The organism is [Actinomadura] parvosata subsp. kistnae, from assembly GCF_900323885.1.
GTDB classification, from domain to species: domain Bacteria; phylum Actinomycetota; class Actinomycetes; order Streptosporangiales; family Streptosporangiaceae; genus Nonomuraea; species Nonomuraea composti.
This window is the reverse complement of sequence record NZ_OOHJ01000018.1, coordinates 3,188,518-3,205,278: the sequence shown is the minus strand read 5'-3', so window position 1 is coordinate 3,205,278 and position 16,761 is coordinate 3,188,518. Positions and strand designations below refer to the sequence as shown.

The following is a 16,761-nucleotide window of genomic DNA, read 5'->3' as shown; positions in this document are numbered from 1 at the left end:
CACGAAATTTGTGTTTAAAGGTGGTAAGGGGTGACAATCGGGGACATGCCTGACCTTCGGCGTGGCGTGTTCTACGGGATCGCCGCCTACACCATGTGGGGGCTGTTCCCCCTCTACTGGCCCCTGTTGAAGCCCTCCGGGGCCGTCGAGATCCTCGCCCACCGGATGGTGTGGTCGCTGGTCGTCGTCGCCGTCGCGCTGGCCGTGCGCCGGCACTGGTCGTGGGTGAAGGCGATCGTCCGGCAGCCGGCCAAGCTGGCCCTGCTGACCGTCGCCGCCATCGTCGTGACCGTCAACTGGGGCACCTACATCTACGCCGTCAACACCGGCCACGTCGTGGAGAGCGCCCTCGGGTACTTCATCAACCCGCTGGTCAACGTGCTGTTCGGGGTGGTGCTGCTGCGGGAGCGGCTGCGGGTGGCGGTCGGGTTCGGGGCGCTGGCGGTGCTGGTGCTGACGCTCGACTACGGGCGCCTGCCATGGATCGCGCTGACGCTGGCGTTCAGCTTCGGCATCTACGGGCTGGTCAAGAAGCGGGCGAACGTGGCGGCGACGGAGAGCCTGGCGGTCGAGACGCTGGTGCTGCTGCTGCCCGCCCTCGGTTACCTGGTGTATCTCCAGGTGACAGGTGGGTCGACGTTCGGCACGCAGGGGCCGGGGCACATCGCGCTGCTGGTGGGCGCCGGGGTCATCACGGCGCTGCCGCTGCTCTGCTTCGGGGCGGCGGCGATCAGGGTGCCGCTGAGCACGATCGGGCTGCTGCAGTACATCGCGCCGATCCTGCAGATGGTGTGCGGGGTGGTGATCGCGAAGGAGGTCATGCCGTCGAGCCGGTGGATCGGCTTCTCGATCGTGTGGCTGGCGCTGATCATCTTCACGTACGACAGCCTGCGGGCGGCACGGAGGACCCGTACCGCCCGTAAGGCGGCGGTGCCTCAGCCGGAGCGTTCGACCACGTAGTCGCAGAGCGCCAGGAACGCGTCCTTGGCCGGGATGTCGGGCAGGCCCGAGATGTCGGCGCGGGCGCGGTCGATCCAGGCCACCAGCTCGGCGCGGGCCTGAGCCATGCCGGGGTGGGCGCGCAGCAGCGTGAGCGCCTCCTCGACGTCCTGCTCGGCCACGGGGCCGGACAGCAGGGCGGTCAGGCGCGGGGAGTCGCCGGCGGCCAGCGCGTACAGGACGGGGAGGGTCTTGATGCCCTCGCGCAGGTCGGTGCCGGGCGTCTTGCCGGACTGGGCGCCGCTGGAGGCGACGTCGAGCAGGTCGTCGCCGAGCTGCCAGGCCACCCCGATGGCCTCGCAGGCGCGGCTGAGGCGCTCTTCCACGTCCGCCGGCGCGCCCGACAGCAGCGCGCCGAAACGGCCGGAGGCGGCGATGAGGGAGCCCGTCTTGTCGGCCAGGACGCCGAGGTAGTGGGCGATCGGGTCTTCGTCGTCGCGAGGGCCGATCGTCTCGCGGATCTGGCCCTGGACCAGGCGGGAGAACGTCTGCGCCTGGATGCGGATCAGCTCGGGCCCGAGGTCGGCCAGCAGGTCGGACGCCTGGGCGAACAGGTAGTCGCCGGTGAGGATGGCCACGGTGTTGTCCCACCGGGCGTTCGCGGACGGGGAGCCCCGGCGGACCGGGGCCTCGTCCATGACGTCGTCGTGGTAGAGCGAGCCGAGGTGGGTCAGCTCGATGACCACGGCGCCGGGCACGACACCCGGCGCCGACGGGTCGCCGAACTGGGCGGCGAGCAGCACCATGAGCGTACGGAACCGCTTGCCGCCCGCCTCGATGAGGTGCTTCGACACCTCCGTGACGAAGGCGTCGTCGCTCTCGACCGACGAGCGCAGGAGCTTCTCGACCGCGGCCAGGCCGTTGGCCACGTCCTGCGCCAACCGCTCGTCCGCAATGGGAAGGTCAACCACGGGAGGCGCAGACATACGAGATCCCCTTGTCTATCTGATGAACAGGCTGCTGGCAGCGTCGTTGGCGACACCGAGCACGGACTCCGGGTAGAGCCCCACTCCTACGGTAACCAGCAGCGAAACCGCGATGACCGCCACGGTCCCCATACTGGGGGCCGCGATGGCCGGGCCGTCGGCCGCCGGCTCGCTGAAGAACATCAGCACGATCACGCGGACGTAGAAGAACGCGGCGATCGCGGAGGCGACCACGCCCACGACGACCAGGCCGGCCATCCAGCCGCCCATGGAGTCGCCGGGCTGCGTGCCGCTGTTCAGTGCGGCGGCGAAGACGGCGTACTTGCCGAAGAAGCCGCTGGTCAGCGGGATTCCGGCGAAGGCGAGCAGGAAGAAGGCGAACACGCCGGACAGGACGGGCGCGCGCTTGCCGAGGCCGGCCCAGCGGGACAGGTGCCCCGCCTCGCCGCCCGGGTCGCGCACGAGCGTCAGTACGGCGAACGCGCCGACCGTGGTGATGCCGTAGACCGCGAGGTAGAACAGGATCGCCTTGAGCGAGCCGGCGTTCTGCTGGGCGCTGCCGTACGTGGCCATCACGCCGACCAGCAGGAAGCCGGCGTGCGCGATGGACGAGTAGGCGAGCATGCGCTTGATCTCGGTCTGCGTGATCGCCAGGATCGAGCCGACGATCATCGTGAGGGCGGCGACGCCCCAGATGACCGGCCGCCACTCCCAGTCGAGGTTGCCCAGGCCCACCCAGAAGACCCGCAGCACGGCGCCGACGGCCGCGACGAGCGTGCCGGAGGCCATGAGGGCGGTGATGGGGGTCGGGGCGCCCTGGTAGACGTCCGGCTTCCATGCCTGGAACGGCGCCGCGCCGATCTTGAACAGCAGGCCCACGCCGAGCAGCGCGAACCCGATCAGCAGCAGCGGGTCGAGCGTGTTGCCCGAGGCCAGGGCCTTGTTGATGCCCGGCAGCGAGACGGTGCCCGCGAAGCCGTAGATCATGGCGGTGCCGTACAGGAAGAACGCCGAGGAGAAGGCGCCCAGCAGGAAGTACTTCATGGACGCCTCCTGCGACAGCAGGCGGCGCCTGCGGGCCAGGCCGCAGAGCAAGTAGAGAGGCAGCGACATGACCTCGAGGGCCACGAACATCATCAGCAGGTCGTGCGCGGCCGGGAACAGCAGCATGCCGCCCACGGCGAACAGGACCAGCGGGTAGACCTCGGTGTGGCCGGTGCCGTTGTCGTGGGCCTCGGCCTCCTCCTCGTCGGCGCTGCCCGGCACGGCCGCGGCGGAGGCCACGAAGTGCCCCTCGTCGTTGATCAGCAGCACGCAGACGAACGACAGGACGAGGATGACGCCCCAGATGAACAGCGAGGGCCCGTCCACGGCGACCGCGCCCATGGCGGAGGCCGTGGTGGAGATCTGGCCGCGCACGGTCTGCACCAGCACCAGCGCGAACGCGCCGGCCAGGCTCAGCAGGGTGAGCGGCACGTGGATGGACTTGCGCAGGTAGCGCGGCGCGAACGCCTCGACGAGCACGCCGATGCAGGCCGCGCCGAAGATGATCAGCAGCGGCGCCAGCGTGCCGTACTCGATCGTCGGCGCTTCGATGGCGGGGTTCACTGACCTGTCCCCTTCTCAGCGATGGTGGAGGTGGGCACCTTCACGTTGGTCAGCGTCTGTTGCACAGACGGGTTGATCACATCGAGCAGCGGCTTGGGGAAGAAGCCGAAGCCGATGATGAGGGCGACCAGCGGAGCCAGCACCCAGACCTCGCGGGCGTTCAGGTCCTTGAACGCCTTGACCGGCTCGGCCGTCGGCCCGTTCATGGTGCGCTGCACCATCCACAGGATGTAGACGGCCGCGAGGATCACGGCCACCGCGGAGATGATCGCGGCCACCGTCAGGGCGCCGGAGCCGTGCGCCTGGCTGGAGTACGTGCCGATCATGACCATGAACTCGCTGACGAAGGACGACAGGCCCGGCAGCGAGAGACCGGCCAGACCGGCGACCAGGAAGAAGCCCGCGAGCAGCGGCGCGACCTTCTGCACGCCGCCGTAGTCGGCGATGAACGGCGAGCCGCGCCGCGCGATGAGGAACCCGGCGGCCAGGAACAGCGCGCCGGTGGCGAAGCCGTGGTTGACCATGTAGAGCGCCGCGCCGGACTGGGCGACGGACGACATGGCGAACACGCCCAGGACGATGAAGCCGAAGTGGGAGATCGACGTGTAGGCGATGAGCCGCTTCATGTCGGTCTGCCCGATGGCGACGATGGCGCCGTAGATGATGCTGATGACCGCCAGGACGACGATCGGCATCGTGAACGCCTTGGCGGCGTCGGGGAACAGCTCCAGGCAGAAGCGCAGCATCCCGAACGTGCCAACCTTGTCCAGCACACCCACCAGCAGCACCGCGGCGCCGGCCGGGGCCTGGGCGGCCGCGTCGGGCAGCCAGGTGTGCACCGGCCACAGCGGCGCCTTGATGGCGAAGGCGATGAAGAAGCCGGCGAACAGCCACTTCTGCGTGACCGGGTCCTGGATGGCCCCGACGAGCTCGGGGAACATGAACGTCTGCTTGCCGGCCACGAAGTACAGCCCGATGACCGCGACCAGCATGAGCAGGCCGCCGAACAGCGAGTACAGCAGGAACTTGACGGCCGCGTAGGACCGCTGGGCGCCGCCGTACGACCCGATCATGAAGTACATCGGGATCAGCATGGCTTCGAAGAAGACGTAGAACAGGAAGATGTCGGTCGCCGCGAAGACGCCGATCATCATCGCTTCGAGCACGAGCAGCAGCGAGAAGTACGTCTTCACCGACCGCTTGGGCGTGATCAGCGTGCCGTCGGCGGTCTTGACGCCGTCGGCGTCGTGCCAGGACGCCAGGATCACGATCGGCACCAGCACCGCCGACAGGGCGATGAGCACCAGGGCGACACCGTCGACGCCGACCCCGAACTTCACGCCGAAGCTCGGGATCCAGTTGTACTCGGCGACGAACTGGAAGCGCTCGCCCGACGGCTTGAACCCGGCGGCCACGACGCCCGTGAGGACCAGCACCAGCAGCGAGACGAGCAGCGCTACCTGCTTGGCCAGCTTGTCACTGCCCTTGGGAAGCAGGGCCACCACGATGGCGCCCACCACGGGCACCGCCATGAGTATCGGAAGCCAGGGTGACATCAGATGTTCCCAACGAGGAGCAGGGCGCCGGTCAGCAGGGCGGCACCGATGAAGATGGACAGCGCGTACGTTCTGGCGAAGCCCGTCTGGACCCGCCTCAGGCGCCCGGAGCTGCCGCCGATGCCCGCCGCCAGGCCGTTGACGATCCCGTCGACGCCGCGGTTGTCGAAGAACACCGCGAGGCGGGTCAGCCACTGGCCGGGGCGCATGAAGAGCGACTCGTTGAGCGCGTCACCGTAGAGGTCGCGCCGGGCGAACGTGGTGAGGAAGGAGCCGCGCGGCTGCACCGACGGCACCTCGGCCCGGCCGTACTTCATCCAGGCGAAGATCGCGCCGACCGCGACGAGGCCGAGCGTGGCCAGGCCGGACGGGGCGAACGGCGCGAACTCCGGCAGCTCCTCGGGCCGGCCGACGGCCGGGGCCAGGAACAGCAGGAGCCGGTTGCTGAGCACCAGGTAGGCGCCCAGGCCGAGCGCGCCGAGCGACAGGATCATCAGCGGCACCGTCATGACGAGCGGCGACTCGTGCGGGTGCGCGTCGTCGGCCCAGCGCTTCTGGCCGAAGAAGGTCATGAAGACCATCCGCGACATGTAGAAGCCGGTGATGCCGGCGCCGAGCACGGCCAGCCAGCCGAGGATGGGCTGGTGGTGGACCGCGGTCTCGATGATGCCGTCCTTGGTGAAGTAGCCGGACAGCAGCGGGAAGCCGATGATCGCCAGATAGCCGATGAAGAACGTGACGAACGTGATCGGCATGACCTTGCGCAGGGCGCCGTACTTGCGCATGTCGACCTCGTCGTTCATGCCGTGCATGACGGAGCCGGCGCCGAGGAACATGTCGGCCTTGAAGAAGCCGTGCGTGATCAGGTGGCCGATCGCGAAGGCGTAGCCCGCCGGGCCGAGGCCCGCGCCGAGCATCATGTAGCCGATCTGCGACATCGTGGAGCCGGCCAGGCCCTTCTTGATGTCGTCCTTGGCGCAACCGATGATCGCACCGGCGAGCAGCGTGGCCGCGCCGACGATGGCGACGGCGAGCGCGGCGCCGGAGCCCTCGGGGAAGAAGAACGCCCCGGAGCGGACGACCAGGTAGACGCCTGCGGTGACCATGGTGGCGGCGTGGATGAGGGCCGAGACCGGGGTCGGGCCCTCCATGGCGTCGAGGAGCCACGACTGCAGCGGGAGCTGCGCCGACTTGCCGCACGCGCCGAGGAGCAGCAGCAGGCCGATGGCGAGCATGGTGCCGTTCGTCTGGCCGGGCTGGATCTTCTCGCCCAGCTCGGCGAAGGTCAGGGTGCCGAACGTGGTCCAGATGATGAACATGCCGACCAGCAGGCCGAAGTCACCGACGCGGTTGACGACGAACGCCTTCTTGGCCGCGACCGCCGCCGACGGCTTGAACTGCCAGAAGCCGATCAGCAGGTACGAGGCCAGACCCACGCCCTCCCAGCCGATGAACAGGCCGACGTAGTTGTCGGCCAGCACCAGCAGCAGCATCGCGGCGACGAACAGGTTCAGGTAGGAGAAGAACCTGCGCCGGTGCTCGTCGTGGGCCATGTAGCCGATCGAGTAGATGTGGATCAGCGAGCCCACACCGGTGATCAGCAGCGCGAAGCTGATGGACAGGGGGTCGATGAGCAGCCCCATGTCGACCATGCCGGGGATGAACTCGTAGAGGTGGACGGCCCTGCGGCGCTCCTCCTCCCCGAACCCGATCAGCTCGAAGAACGCCAGCACCGCCACGACGAACGAGGCGAGGGACATGGCCACGCCCAGCAGATGGCCCCATCGGTTGGTGAACCGGTTGAACACCAGCAGGATGAACGCCCCGACGAGCGGGAAGGCGATCATCAGCCAGGCGTTGCCGATCACTCCACCGGTGTGCTGGACGATCTCAGCGATATGAGATTCCACCAGTCACCTCTTAGTACTTCAGCAGGTTCGCGTCGTCGACGGACGCGGACCTGCGGGTTCGGAAGATCGTCACGATGATGGCCAGGCCGACCACGACCTCGGCCGCGGCCACCACCATCACGAAGAACGCGATGATCTGGCCCTCCAGGTTGCCGACCTGCCTGGAGAAGGTGACGAAGGCGAGGTTGCAGGCGTTGAGCATCAGCTCGACGCACATGAACACCACGATCGCGTTGCGCCTGATCAGCACGCCGAGTGCGCCGATGGCGAAGAGGATGCCGGACAGGACGAGGTAGTGCGTGGTCACTTGGTCACCTCATTGGTCTCGGCGTCCTTCTCCGCCTCGGTCGGGGCGTGGTCGAGCTCGGCCGTGTGCTTGATGGCCTCGGCGAGCTTCGGGTCCTCGGGCAGGTGGTCGTGCTCGACGTCGTAGCGCGCGATGTAGCGGTTGACCGAGTCCGCGGCGACCGACCCGTCGGGCAGCAGCGCCGGCATGTCGATGGCGTTGCTCCTGGCGTAGGTGCCGGGGCCGGGCAGCGGGGACGGGCGGTCGCCGAGGAAGCGGGCCCGGGACAGGTCCTTCTGCGTGACCTTCTCGGTGAGCTTCTCGCGGTGCGCCAGCACCATCGCGCCGAGCGCGGCGGTGATGAGCAGCGCCGAGGTGATCTCGAACGCGAACACGTACTTGGTGAACAGCAGCAGCGCGATCGAGCGGATGTAGCCGCCCTGCCCGGTGGCCTGGGCCAGCCCGACCTGGGGCGCGAAGACCGCGTTGCCGACGGCCAGCACGATCAGGGCCAGGAAGCCGAGGCCGGCGAGGATCGCCCAGAAGCGCTGTCCCTTTAGCGTCTCCACGAAGGAGTCGGAGGAGTCGACGCCGACGAGCATGAGCACGAACAGGAACAGCATCATGATCGCGCCGGTGTAGACGATGATCTGCACCGCGGCCAGGAACGGCGCGTCCTGCACGGCGTACAGGACGGCCAGGCAGAGCATCACGGTGCCGAGCATCAGCGCGGAGTACACGGCCTTGCGGTTGAAGACCATGCCGAGCGCGGCGCCGACGGAGACGACGGCGAGCACCCAGAAAGTGATGGTCTCACCCATTGGTCCGCCCCAGCCGGTAGTAGTCCTCTTCGGTCTCACCGAGCCGCATGGGGTGCGGCGGCTGCTCCATGCCCTGGGTCAGCGGCGCGAGCAGCATCTCCTTGGTGTAGATGAGGCTCTCGCGGTTGGTGTCGGCGAGCTCGTACTCGTTGGTCATGGTGAGCGCGCGGGTCGGGCAGGCCTCGATGCACAGGCCGCACAGGATGCACCGCAGATAGTTGATCTGGTAGGTGCGCCCGTAACGCTCGCCCGGCGAGTAGCGCTCCTCCTCGGTGTTGTCCGCGCCTTCGACGTAGATCGCGTCGGCGGGACACGCCCAGGCGCACAGCTCGCACCCGACGCACTTCTCCAGCCCGTCCGGCCAGCGGTTGAGCTGGTGACGCCCGTGGAAGCGAGGAGCCGTGGGCTTCTTCTCCTCCGGGTAGTTCGTCGTGACGGGCTTCTTGAACATCGTGTGGAAGGTGACCCCGAAGCCCTTGACGGGGTTCAGCCAATCAGTTAGTCCCACTGGGAATCTCCTTGTGCTGCACCCCGTGGTAGTGCGGCAGGTCGAGCGGCGGCACAGGGAAGCCACCGGCCGTCGGCTCCTCGGACAGTTGCTCGAACTCGGCCTCCACCTGTGCCTTCTTCGCTTCCTTGCGCCGCTGGTTGACGGTGTCGAAGCGCATCCAGATGGCCAGCGCGCCGATCACGATGACCACGCCGAGGCCGATGCCGAGCGTGCGGTTGCCGTCGTTGACCACGACGTTGCGCACCGCGGCCACCAGCAGGATCCAGGCCAGGTTGACCGGGATCAGCACCTTCCAGCCCAGCGACATGAGCTGGTCGTAGCGCACCCGCGGCAGCGAGGCGCGCACCCACACGATGAAGCAGAAGGTGAGCACGAACTTGATGAAGAACCACAGCACCGGCCACCAGCCCTGGTTCGCGCCGTCCCACAGCGAGATCGGGAACGGCGCCCGCCAGCCGCCCAAAAACAGGGTGACCGCGATGCCGGAGGCGGTGAAGGTGTGCAGGTACTCGCCCATCATGATGAGGGCGAACTTCAGCGACGAGGAGTACTCGGTCTGGAAGCCGCCGACCAGCTCGCCCTCGCCCTCGGGCAGGTCGAACGGGATGCGCGCGGCCTCGCCGAACATGCAGATCACGTAGACCAGGAAGGACGGGATGAGCAGCACCGCGAACCAGGTCTGCTCCTGCGCCTTGACGATCTCGGAGGTCGACAGGGTGCCGGCGAACAGGAAGATCGCCACGAACGACAGGCCCATCGCGATCTCATAGGAGACCACCTGGGCCGCCGAGCGCAGCCCGCCCAGCAGCGCGTACGGCGAGCGCGACGACCACCCGGCCAGCACCACCCCGTACACCGAGACCGCGCCCATGGCCAGCATGAACAGCACCGCCACCGGCAGGTCCACCAGCTGCAGCGGCGTCTCCACCCCGAACAGGTTCACCACCGGGCCAAAAGGCACGATGGAGAAGGCCAGGAACGCCGGCACCACCATGATCACCGGAGCCAGCAGGTAGAGCACCTTGTCCACGGTCCGCGGGAAGATGTCCTCCTTCAGGCCCATCTTCAGACCGTCGGCCACGGACTGCAGCAGACCGAACTTGCCGGCCCGGTTGGGGCCGTAGCGGTGCTGCATCCGCGAGATCAGCTTGCGCTCGAACCAGACGCCGAACAGGATGCCCAGCATCAGGAAGACGAACAGCATCACGGCCTTGATGATGGTGATCCAGAGCGGATCGTGGCCGAAGTTCTCCAGAGTGGGACTCATGAGGCGCTCCCGATGGTGACGATGTCGCCGGCCACCGCGCGCAGGTCACGGGTGACCGAGCAGCCGCCGGAGTTCGCCGGCACCCAGACCACGCGGTCGGGCAGGTCGGCGATGCGCACCGGCAGGGTGACGCTGTCGCCCACGACGAGCTTGTCGCCGTCGGCGACGCCCAGCTCGGCGGCGGTGCTCTCGGAGACCAGGGCTTCGGCGGTGCGGGCGGTGCCCGCGAGGTACGGCTCGCCGTCCTGCAGCCTGCCCTCGTCGAGCAGCAGGTGCCAGGTGGCCAGCAGCGCCTGACCCTGCTCGGGCAGGTCGAGGGCGCGGGCCAGGGCGACCGGCGCGCTGACGCGGCTGCCGCGCCAGGAGCCGAGGCTCGACAGCTCGCGCCGGGCGGCCTTGGCGTCGGGCAGGCCCAGGTGCACGTCCATCCGGTCGGCCAGGTTGGCGATCACGGCGAGGTCGGACTGGATGCCGGGCACCTTGAGCGGCGCCTCGAACGAGCGGCCCCTGCCCTCCCAGTTGACGAACGTGCCGCCCTTCTCCTGCACCGCGGCGACGGGCAGGACCACGTCGGCGCGGTCGGTGACGGCGCTGGCGCGGATCTCCAGGCTGACGATGAACGGCGTGTGCTCCAGCGCCTCCAGCGCGGCGGCCGGGTCGGGCAGGTCGTACGGGTCGACGCCCGCCACGACCAGCGCGTCCAGCTCGCCGTCGCGGGCGGCGGCGAGGATGCCGGAGGTGTCGCGGCCGGGGGTGGCGGGCAGCGAGGCCACGTTCCACGCCCTGGCGACCTCGGCCCTGGCGCTCTCGTCGTCCACGGGGCGGCCGATCGGCAGCAGGTTAGGCAGCGCGCCCGCCTCGACGGCGCCGCGCTCACCGGCGCGGCGCGGGATCCAGGCGATCCGCACGCCGGAGGAGGCGGCGGCCAGGCGTACCAGCGCCGACAGCGCGCCGGGCACGGTGGCCAGGCGCTCGCCGGCGAGCACGATCGTGCCCTCGGCCAGCGTGCCGACCAGGTCGCCGATCGCGTCGGCCTCGCCGCCAGGGGCGGTGCGGATGAGCGTGCCGCCCATCTTCGCCAGGCCCGGGGAGGCGAACGGCGCGATCGAGCTGACCTTGAGACCCTTCTTCCGCCACGCCTTGCGCAGGCGCAGGAAGACGATCGGCGACTCCTCCTCGGGCTCGAACCCGACGAGCAGCACGTGCGGGGCGTTCTCGAGGTCGGCGTAGCTGATCTCGATGCCCTTGCCGGCCACCGCGTGCGCCAGGAACTGCGCCTCCTCGACGGAGTGCGGCCTGGCGCGGAAGTCGACGTCGTTGGTGCCGAGCGCGACCCTGGCGAACTTGGCGTAGGCGTAGGCGTCCTCGACCGTGACCCGGCCGCCGACCAGCACGCCCGCCTTGCCGCGGGCCCTGGCCAGGCCGTCGGCCGCCACCTGCAGCGCCTCCGGCCACGAGGCGGGCACGAGCACGCCCTCCTCGTTGCGGACCAGCGGCTGCTTGAGGCGGTCGGGCTGCTGCGCGTAGGTGAACGCCCAGCGGCCCTTGTCGCAGTTCCACTCCTCGTTCACCTGCGGGTCGTTGCCCGCCAGGCGGCGGGTGACGCGGCCGCGCCGGTGGTCGGTGCGCAGGCTGCACCCGGAGGCGCAGTGCTCGCACGCGCTCGGCGTGGAGACCAGGTCGAACGGGCGGGCGCGGAAGCGGTAGGCGGCGCCGGTGAGCGCGCCGACCGGGCAGATCTGCACCGTGTTGCCGGAGAAGTAGGAGTCGAACGGCTTGCCTTCGGCCGTGCGGACCTGCTCCTTGGCCCCGCGCTCGAAGAACTCGATGAGCGGGTCGCCGGCGATCTGGTCGGAGAAGCGGATGCAGCGCGCGCACTGGACGCAGCGCTCACGGTCGAGCAGCACCTGCGTCGACAGCGGCAGCGGCTTGGGGAAGGTGCGCTTCTGCTCCTGGAAGCGGGACTCGCCCTGGCCGTTGGACATCGCCTGGTTCTGCAGGGGGCACTCGCCGCCCTTGTCGCAGACCGGGCAGTCCAGCGGGTGGTTCATGAGCAGCAGCTCCATGGCCCCGCGCTGCGCCTTCTCGGCGACCGGCGAGGTGAGCTGGGTCTGCACCACCATGCCCTCGGCGACCTCGATCGCGCACGACGGCTGCGGCTTGGGGAAGCCGCGGCCGTTGCCCGCGTCGGGGATGTCGACCAGGCACTGCCGGCAGTTGGCGGCCGGGTCGAGCAGCGGGTGGTCGCAGAACCGGGGGATCTGGATGCCCAGCAGCTCGGCGGCCCTGATGATCAAAGTGCCCTTGGGGACACTGACCTGGAACCCGTCGATGGTCAGGGTCACCAGGTTCACTTCTGTCTCTACGACGGTCACTGCTCACCCCAGAGAGTGGACTTCTTCGGGTCGAACGGACAACCGCCGATCTCGAAGTGCTTGAGGTACTCCTCGCGGAAGTACTTCACCGAGGAGTGGATCGGGCTGGTCGCGCCGTCGCCCAGCGCGCAGAAGGAGCGGCCCAGGATGTTGTCCGCGATGTCGGTGATCGTGGCCAGGTCGTCCTCGGTGCCCTGCCCCTTCTCCAGGCGCTTGAGCACCTGCTTGAGCCAGTACGTGCCCTCGCGGCACGGCGTGCACTTGCCGCAGGACTCGTGGGCGTAGAACTCCGTCCAGCGCAGCACCGTGCGCACCACGCACGTGGTCTCGTCGAAGATCTGCAGCGCCCGGGTGCCGAGCATGGAGCCCTTGGCGCCGACCGCCTCGAAGTCGAGCGGCACGTCGAGGTGCTCGTCGGTGAAGATCGGCGTGGACGAGCCGCCCGGGGTCCAGAACTTGATCTGGTGCCCCTCGCGGATGCCGCCCGCCATGTCGAGCAGCTCGCGCAGCGTGATGCCGAGCGGGGCCTCGTACTGGCCGGGCCTGGTGACGTGGCCGCTGAGGGAGAAGATGCCGAAGCCCTTCGACTTCTCCGTGCCCATCCCGGCGAACCACTCGGCGCCGTTGGCGATGATCGAGGGAACAGACGCGATCGACTCGACGTTGTTCACGACAGTCGGCGAGGCGTACAGGCCCGCCACGGCCGGGAACGGGGGCTTGAGCCGCGGTTGACCTCTGAAGCCTTCCAGCGAGTCCAGCAGCGCCGTCTCCTCGCCGCAGATGTACGCGCCCGCGCCGCTGTGCACGACGAGCTCCAGGTCGTAGCCGGAGCCGAAGATGTCGGTGCCGAGGTAGCCCTTCTCGTACGCCTCGCGCACGGCCGCGTGCAGCCGCCGGATGACGTGCAGCACCTCGCCGCGCACGTAGATGAAGGCGTGGTTGGCCCGGATCGCGTACGAGGTGATGATGATGCCCTCGACCAGCGCGTGCGGGTTGGCCATCATGAGCGGGATGTCCTTGCAGGTGCCCGGCTCCGACTCGTCGGCGTTGACGACGAGGTAGTGCGGTTTGCCGTCGCCCTGCGGGATGAAGCCCCACTTCATGCCGGTGGGGAAGCCGGCGCCGCCGCGGCCGCGCAGGCCGGAGTCCTTGACGGCCTGGATGACCGCGTCGGGGTCCATGCCCAGGGCCTTCTTCGCCGCCTCGTACTCGCCGTAGGCGTCGAGGGTGAAGGAGTTGGGCTGGTCCCAGTTCGCGGTCAGGACCGGTGTCAAAGTGGTGCTCATGCCTCCGGTGCCTTCCATCCCTTGGCCTTGGCGACCTTCAGGCCCTCCAGCGACGCGCCGGCGGCCGACGGGCCCTCGCCCGCGAGGTCGTCGGGCAGGCCGGAGAGCACGCGCGAGGCCTGCTTGAACGTGCACAGCTTGCTGGGCCCGCGGGTGGGCGCGACCTCCTTGCCGGCGCGCAGGTCGTCGACGAGCTGCTTGGCCGACTCGGGCGTCTGGTTGTCGAAGAACTCCCAGTTGACCATCATGACCGGCGCGAAGTCGCAGGCCGCGTTGCACTCCAGGCGCTCCAGCGACACCTTGCCGTCGGCGGTGGTCTCCTCGTGGCCGACGCCGACGTGCTCCGTCAGCTCGTCCCAGATCTGGTCGCCGCCCATGACCGCGCACAGCGCGTTGATGCACACGCCGACGTGGTATTCGCCGGCCGGCTTGCGCTTGTACATGGTGTAGAAGGTCGCGACGCCCGTGACCTCGGCCTTGCTGATGCCGAGCATCTCGGCACAGAACTCCTGGCCGTCGTCGGAGACGTACCCGTCCTCGGACTGCACGAGGTGGAGCAGCGGCAGCAGGGCCGAGCGCGCCTTGGGGTAGCGCCCCATGATCTCCTTGGCGTCCCGCTCCAGACGCTCACGGATCTCCGGTGAGTAAGTCACCGGTCCACACCTCCCATGACGGGGTCGATAGAAGCCACCGCGGCGATCACGTCGGCGACCTGGCCGCCCTCCGCCATGGCGGGGAAGCTCTGCAGGTTGCAGAAGGACGGCTCGCGGAAGTGCACGCGGTAGGGCCGGGTGCCGCCGTCGCTGACCACGTGCGCGCCGAGCTCGCCCTTGGGCGACTCGATGCTGGCGTACGCCTGCCCGGCCGGCACCCTGAAGCCCTCGGTCACCAGCTTGAAGTGGTGGATGAGGGCCTCCATGGAGGTGCCCATGATGTGCGCGATGTGGTCGGGCGAGTTGCCGAACCCGTCGGGGCCGAGCGCGAGCTGCGCGGGCCAGCCGATCTTCTTGTCCTCGATCATCACGGGGTCGCCCTTGAGCGGACCGGCGATGCGGTCCAGCGCCTGCTCGATGATCTTGAGGGACTCCTCCATCTCCTTCATGCGGACGAGGTAGCGCGAGTACACGTCGCAGCCGCGCTCGGTGGCGACGTCGAACTCGTAGGTCTCGTAACCGCAGTAGGGCTGCGACTTGCGCAGGTCCCACGGGAGGCCGGCGGCGCGCAGGATGGGCCCGGTCACGCCGAGCGCCATGCAGCCGGTCAGGTCGAGGTAGGCGACGTCCCTGGTGCGGCGCACGTAGACGGGGTTCTCGTCGAGGAGCTTGCGGATGTCCTTGATCCGCTTGGGCATCTCCTTGAGGAACTCGCCGACCTTGTCCACCGCGCCGGCCGGCAGGTCCACGCTCACGCCGCCGGGGCGGATGTAGGCGTGGTTCATGCGCAGGCCGGTGATGTACTCGAACAGGTCCATGATCATTTCACGATCGCGGTACCCGAACAGGAACGGCGTGGTCGCGCCCAGCTCCATGCCGAACGTGCCCATCGCCACCAAGTGCGAGGCGATGCGGTTGAGCTCCATCATCATCACGCGGATGGCCTGCGCCCGCTCGGGCACGCGGTCGGTGATGCCGAGCAGCTTCTCCACGCCGAGGCAGTAGGCCGTCTCGTTGAAGATCGGCGAGAGGTAGTCCATGCGGGTCACGAACGTGGTCCCCTGGGTCCACGTCCGGTACTCCATGTTCTTCTCGATGCCGGTGTGCAGGTAGCCGATGACGCCGCGCGCCTCGGTCACCGTCTCGCCGTCGAGCGTCAGCACCAGCCGGAGCACGCCGTGCGTGGACGGGTGCTGCGGGCCCATGTTGACGACCAGGCGCTCCTCCTCGGAGTCGCGCACGCCGGTGACGACCTGGTCCCAGTCAGCGCCGTTGACCGAATAGACCTTGCCCTCGGTCGCCTCGTCATAAGCGGTGCTCATGAGTAGCTCCTTCTGTGGTCAGGCGAGGGGATGGTGGCGCCGCGGTACTCGACCGGGATGCCGCCCAGCGGGTAGTCCTTCCGCTGCGGGTGACCGTCCCAGTCGTCCGGCATCATGATCCGGGTGAGCGCGGGGTGACCGTCGAAGATGATGCCGAAGAAGTCGTACGTCTCGCGCTCGTGCCAGTCGTGACCAGGGTAAACGCTGACCGTCGAGGGGATGTGCGGGTCGGCGTCGGGGGCGCTGACCTCCAGGCGCACCCGCCGGTTGTGCGTGATCGACACCAGGTGGTAGACGGCGTGCAGCTCCTCGCCCGCCAGGTGCGGGTAGTGCACCCCGGACACGCCCGTCGACAGCTCGAAACGCAGGGCCGGGTCGTCGCGCAGCTTCTGGCAGACCTCGACCAGGCGCTCGCGCTTGACGTGCAGGGTCAGCTCGCCGCGGTCGACGACCACCCGCTCGATCGCGTCGTCCATCGCCAGGGCGTCGACGATCTCGTCGAAGTAGCCCCCGTACGGGCGGGGCGTCGAGATCTGCGGCGGCCGGCGCACGACGAGACCGCCGTAACCGGAGGTGTCGCCGCTGTCCTGGGCACCGAACATGCCCCGGCGGGCGACCGGCGGCTCCTGCGCCGCCGGCACGTCCGGGACCTGCGGGTCGGGGACCTCGGGCAGGTTGTCGGGCGAGGTCACTTCGAGGCCCCCTGGTCGATCAGCGGCAGCGTGCGCAGCGCCTGCAGCTCGAGCTCCTCGATCTGCTTGGCGCGGTGCGCGCCGAACTTCATGTTCTGGATCTTGTCGTGCAGCTTGACGATCGCGTCGATCAGCATCTCGGGCCGCGGCGGGCAGCCCGGCAGGTAGATGTCGACGGGGACGACGTGGTCGACGCCCTGCACGATGGCGTAGTTGTTGAACATGCCGCCGCTGGAGGCGCACACGCCCATGGAGATGACCCACTTCGGCTCGGCCATCTGGTCGTAGATCTGCCGCAGGACGGGCGCCATCTTCTGCGACACGCGCCCGGCGACGATCATCAGGTCGGCCTGCCGGGGAGACGCCGAAGCGCGCTCCATACCGAAGCGCGCCAGGTCGTAGTGGGGGCCACCGGTGGCCATCAGCTCGATGGCGCAACACGCGAGGCCGAACGTGGCCGGCCACACGGAGTTCTTTCGCGCCCACCCCGCGGCCGCTTCGACCGTGCTGAGGATGAACCCGCTGGGGAGTTTCTCTTCAAGTCCCATT

At 68.9% G+C, this 16,761-nt stretch carries 15 protein-coding genes; 1 reads left to right on the top strand and 14 read right to left on the bottom strand.

Features of this window, described 5'->3' with window-relative positions:
• Positions 1-45 precede the first annotated feature (45 nt).
• The gene (rarD, locus tag KIS93_RS35045; protein ID WP_080043632.1) at positions 46-960 is read left to right on the top strand and encodes an EamA family transporter RarD; all 915 of its coding nucleotides are present in this window, start codon (positions 46-48) and stop codon (positions 958-960) included.
• On the opposite strand, the gene KIS93_RS35040 is transcribed toward rarD, so the two are convergent.
• The 14 genes from KIS93_RS35040 to KIS93_RS34975 all read right to left on the bottom strand — a co-directional run bounded on the left by KIS93_RS35040 (position 936) and on the right by KIS93_RS34975 (position 16,760).
• The gene (locus KIS93_RS35040) at positions 936-1,925 is read right to left on the bottom strand and encodes a polyprenyl synthetase family protein (protein ID WP_080043633.1); all 990 of its coding nucleotides are present in this window, start codon (positions 1,923-1,925) and stop codon (positions 936-938) included. The genes rarD and KIS93_RS35040 overlap by 25 nt on opposite strands.
• 15 nt (positions 1,926-1,940) lie before the next feature.
• The gene (nuoN, locus tag KIS93_RS35035) at positions 1,941-3,533 is read right to left on the bottom strand and encodes an NADH-quinone oxidoreductase subunit NuoN (protein WP_080043634.1); all 1,593 of its coding nucleotides are present in this window, start codon (positions 3,531-3,533) and stop codon (positions 1,941-1,943) included.
• On the bottom strand, positions 3,530-5,089 hold the full coding sequence (locus KIS93_RS35030; RefSeq protein WP_080043635.1) for an NADH-quinone oxidoreductase subunit M: 1,560 nt from the start codon (positions 5,087-5,089) through the stop codon (positions 3,530-3,532). The genes nuoN and KIS93_RS35030 overlap by 4 nt, the downstream gene beginning before the upstream one ends.
• Positions 5,089-6,936, bottom strand: a complete 1,848-nt coding sequence (nuoL, locus tag KIS93_RS35025; protein ID WP_186404712.1) for an NADH-quinone oxidoreductase subunit L — start codon at positions 6,934-6,936, stop codon at positions 5,089-5,091. The genes KIS93_RS35030 and nuoL overlap by 1 nt, the downstream gene beginning before the upstream one ends.
• Before the next feature lie 73 nt (positions 6,937-7,009).
• Complete coding sequence (nuoK, locus tag KIS93_RS35020; RefSeq protein ID WP_080043637.1) at positions 7,010-7,306, bottom strand: NADH-quinone oxidoreductase subunit NuoK; 297 nt, start codon at positions 7,304-7,306, stop codon at positions 7,010-7,012.
• Positions 7,303-8,106: an NADH-quinone oxidoreductase subunit J gene (locus KIS93_RS35015; protein WP_080043638.1), complete on the bottom strand. Its 804-nt coding sequence runs from the start codon at positions 8,104-8,106 to the stop codon at positions 7,303-7,305. The genes nuoK and KIS93_RS35015 overlap by 4 nt, the downstream gene beginning before the upstream one ends.
• A complete protein-coding gene (gene nuoI / locus KIS93_RS35010) occupies positions 8,099-8,614 on the bottom strand; it encodes an NADH-quinone oxidoreductase subunit NuoI (protein ID WP_080043639.1) in 516 nt (171 codons plus the stop codon). Before nuoI ends, KIS93_RS35015 begins: the two co-directional genes overlap by 8 nt.
• Positions 8,601-9,884, bottom strand: a complete 1,284-nt coding sequence (nuoH, locus tag KIS93_RS35005) for an NADH-quinone oxidoreductase subunit NuoH (RefSeq protein ID WP_080043640.1) — start codon at positions 9,882-9,884, stop codon at positions 8,601-8,603. Before nuoH ends, nuoI begins: the two co-directional genes overlap by 14 nt.
• Positions 9,881-12,238 (bottom strand): NADH-quinone oxidoreductase subunit G, encoded by a 2,358-nt coding sequence (locus KIS93_RS35000; RefSeq protein ID WP_230465650.1) that lies wholly within the window; start codon positions 12,236-12,238, stop codon positions 9,881-9,883. The genes nuoH and KIS93_RS35000 overlap by 4 nt, the downstream gene beginning before the upstream one ends.
• 17 nt (positions 12,239-12,255) lie before the next feature.
• Positions 12,256-13,545 carry an NADH-quinone oxidoreductase subunit NuoF gene (gene nuoF, locus KIS93_RS34995; protein WP_080047333.1) on the bottom strand — a complete coding sequence of 430 codons (1,290 nt, stop codon included), beginning with the start codon at positions 13,543-13,545 and terminating at the stop codon, positions 12,256-12,258.
• Complete coding sequence (gene nuoE / locus KIS93_RS34990) at positions 13,542-14,198, bottom strand: NADH-quinone oxidoreductase subunit NuoE (RefSeq protein WP_080043642.1); 657 nt, start codon at positions 14,196-14,198, stop codon at positions 13,542-13,544. The genes nuoF and nuoE overlap by 4 nt, the downstream gene beginning before the upstream one ends.
• The gene (locus KIS93_RS34985) at positions 14,195-15,520 is read right to left on the bottom strand and encodes an NADH-quinone oxidoreductase subunit D (RefSeq protein ID WP_080043643.1); all 1,326 of its coding nucleotides are present in this window, start codon (positions 15,518-15,520) and stop codon (positions 14,195-14,197) included. Before KIS93_RS34985 ends, nuoE begins: the two co-directional genes overlap by 4 nt.
• Positions 15,517-16,212, bottom strand: coding sequence for an NADH-quinone oxidoreductase subunit C (locus KIS93_RS34980; protein ID WP_080043644.1), 696 nt, complete (start codon positions 16,210-16,212; stop codon positions 15,517-15,519). The genes KIS93_RS34985 and KIS93_RS34980 overlap by 4 nt, the downstream gene beginning before the upstream one ends.
• Positions 16,209-16,760 carry a NuoB/complex I 20 kDa subunit family protein gene (locus tag KIS93_RS34975; protein WP_080043645.1) on the bottom strand — a complete coding sequence of 184 codons (552 nt, stop codon included), beginning with the start codon at positions 16,758-16,760 and terminating at the stop codon, positions 16,209-16,211. Before KIS93_RS34975 ends, KIS93_RS34980 begins: the two co-directional genes overlap by 4 nt.
• Between the last annotated feature and the right edge of the window lies 1 nt (position 16,761).

Coding starts and splice junctions, on each gene's coding strand:
- KIS93_RS35040 (WP_080043633.1), bottom strand. CDS start 1,925: ATGTCTGCGCCTCCCGTGGTTGACCTTCCCATTGCGGACGAGCGGTTG.
- KIS93_RS34985 (WP_080043643.1), bottom strand. CDS start 15,520: ATGAGCACCGCTTATGACGAGGCGACCGAGGGCAAGGTCTATTCGGTC.
- nuoL (WP_186404712.1), bottom strand. CDS start 6,936: ATGATCGCCTTCCCGCTCGTCGGGGCGTTCATCCTGCTGGTGTTCAAC.
- KIS93_RS35030 (WP_080043635.1), bottom strand. CDS start 5,089: ATGTCACCCTGGCTTCCGATACTCATGGCGGTGCCCGTGGTGGGCGCC.
- rarD (WP_080043632.1), top strand. CDS start 46: ATGCCTGACCTTCGGCGTGGCGTGTTCTACGGGATCGCCGCCTACACC.
- nuoF (WP_080047333.1), bottom strand. CDS start 13,545: ATGAGCACCACTTTGACACCGGTCCTGACCGCGAACTGGGACCAGCCC.
- nuoH (WP_080043640.1), bottom strand. CDS start 9,884: ATGAGTCCCACTCTGGAGAACTTCGGCCACGATCCGCTCTGGATCACC.
- KIS93_RS35015 (WP_080043638.1), bottom strand. CDS start 8,106: ATGGGTGAGACCATCACTTTCTGGGTGCTCGCCGTCGTCTCCGTCGGC.
- KIS93_RS34975 (WP_080043645.1), bottom strand. CDS start 16,760: ATGGGACTTGAAGAGAAACTCCCCAGCGGGTTCATCCTCAGCACGGTC.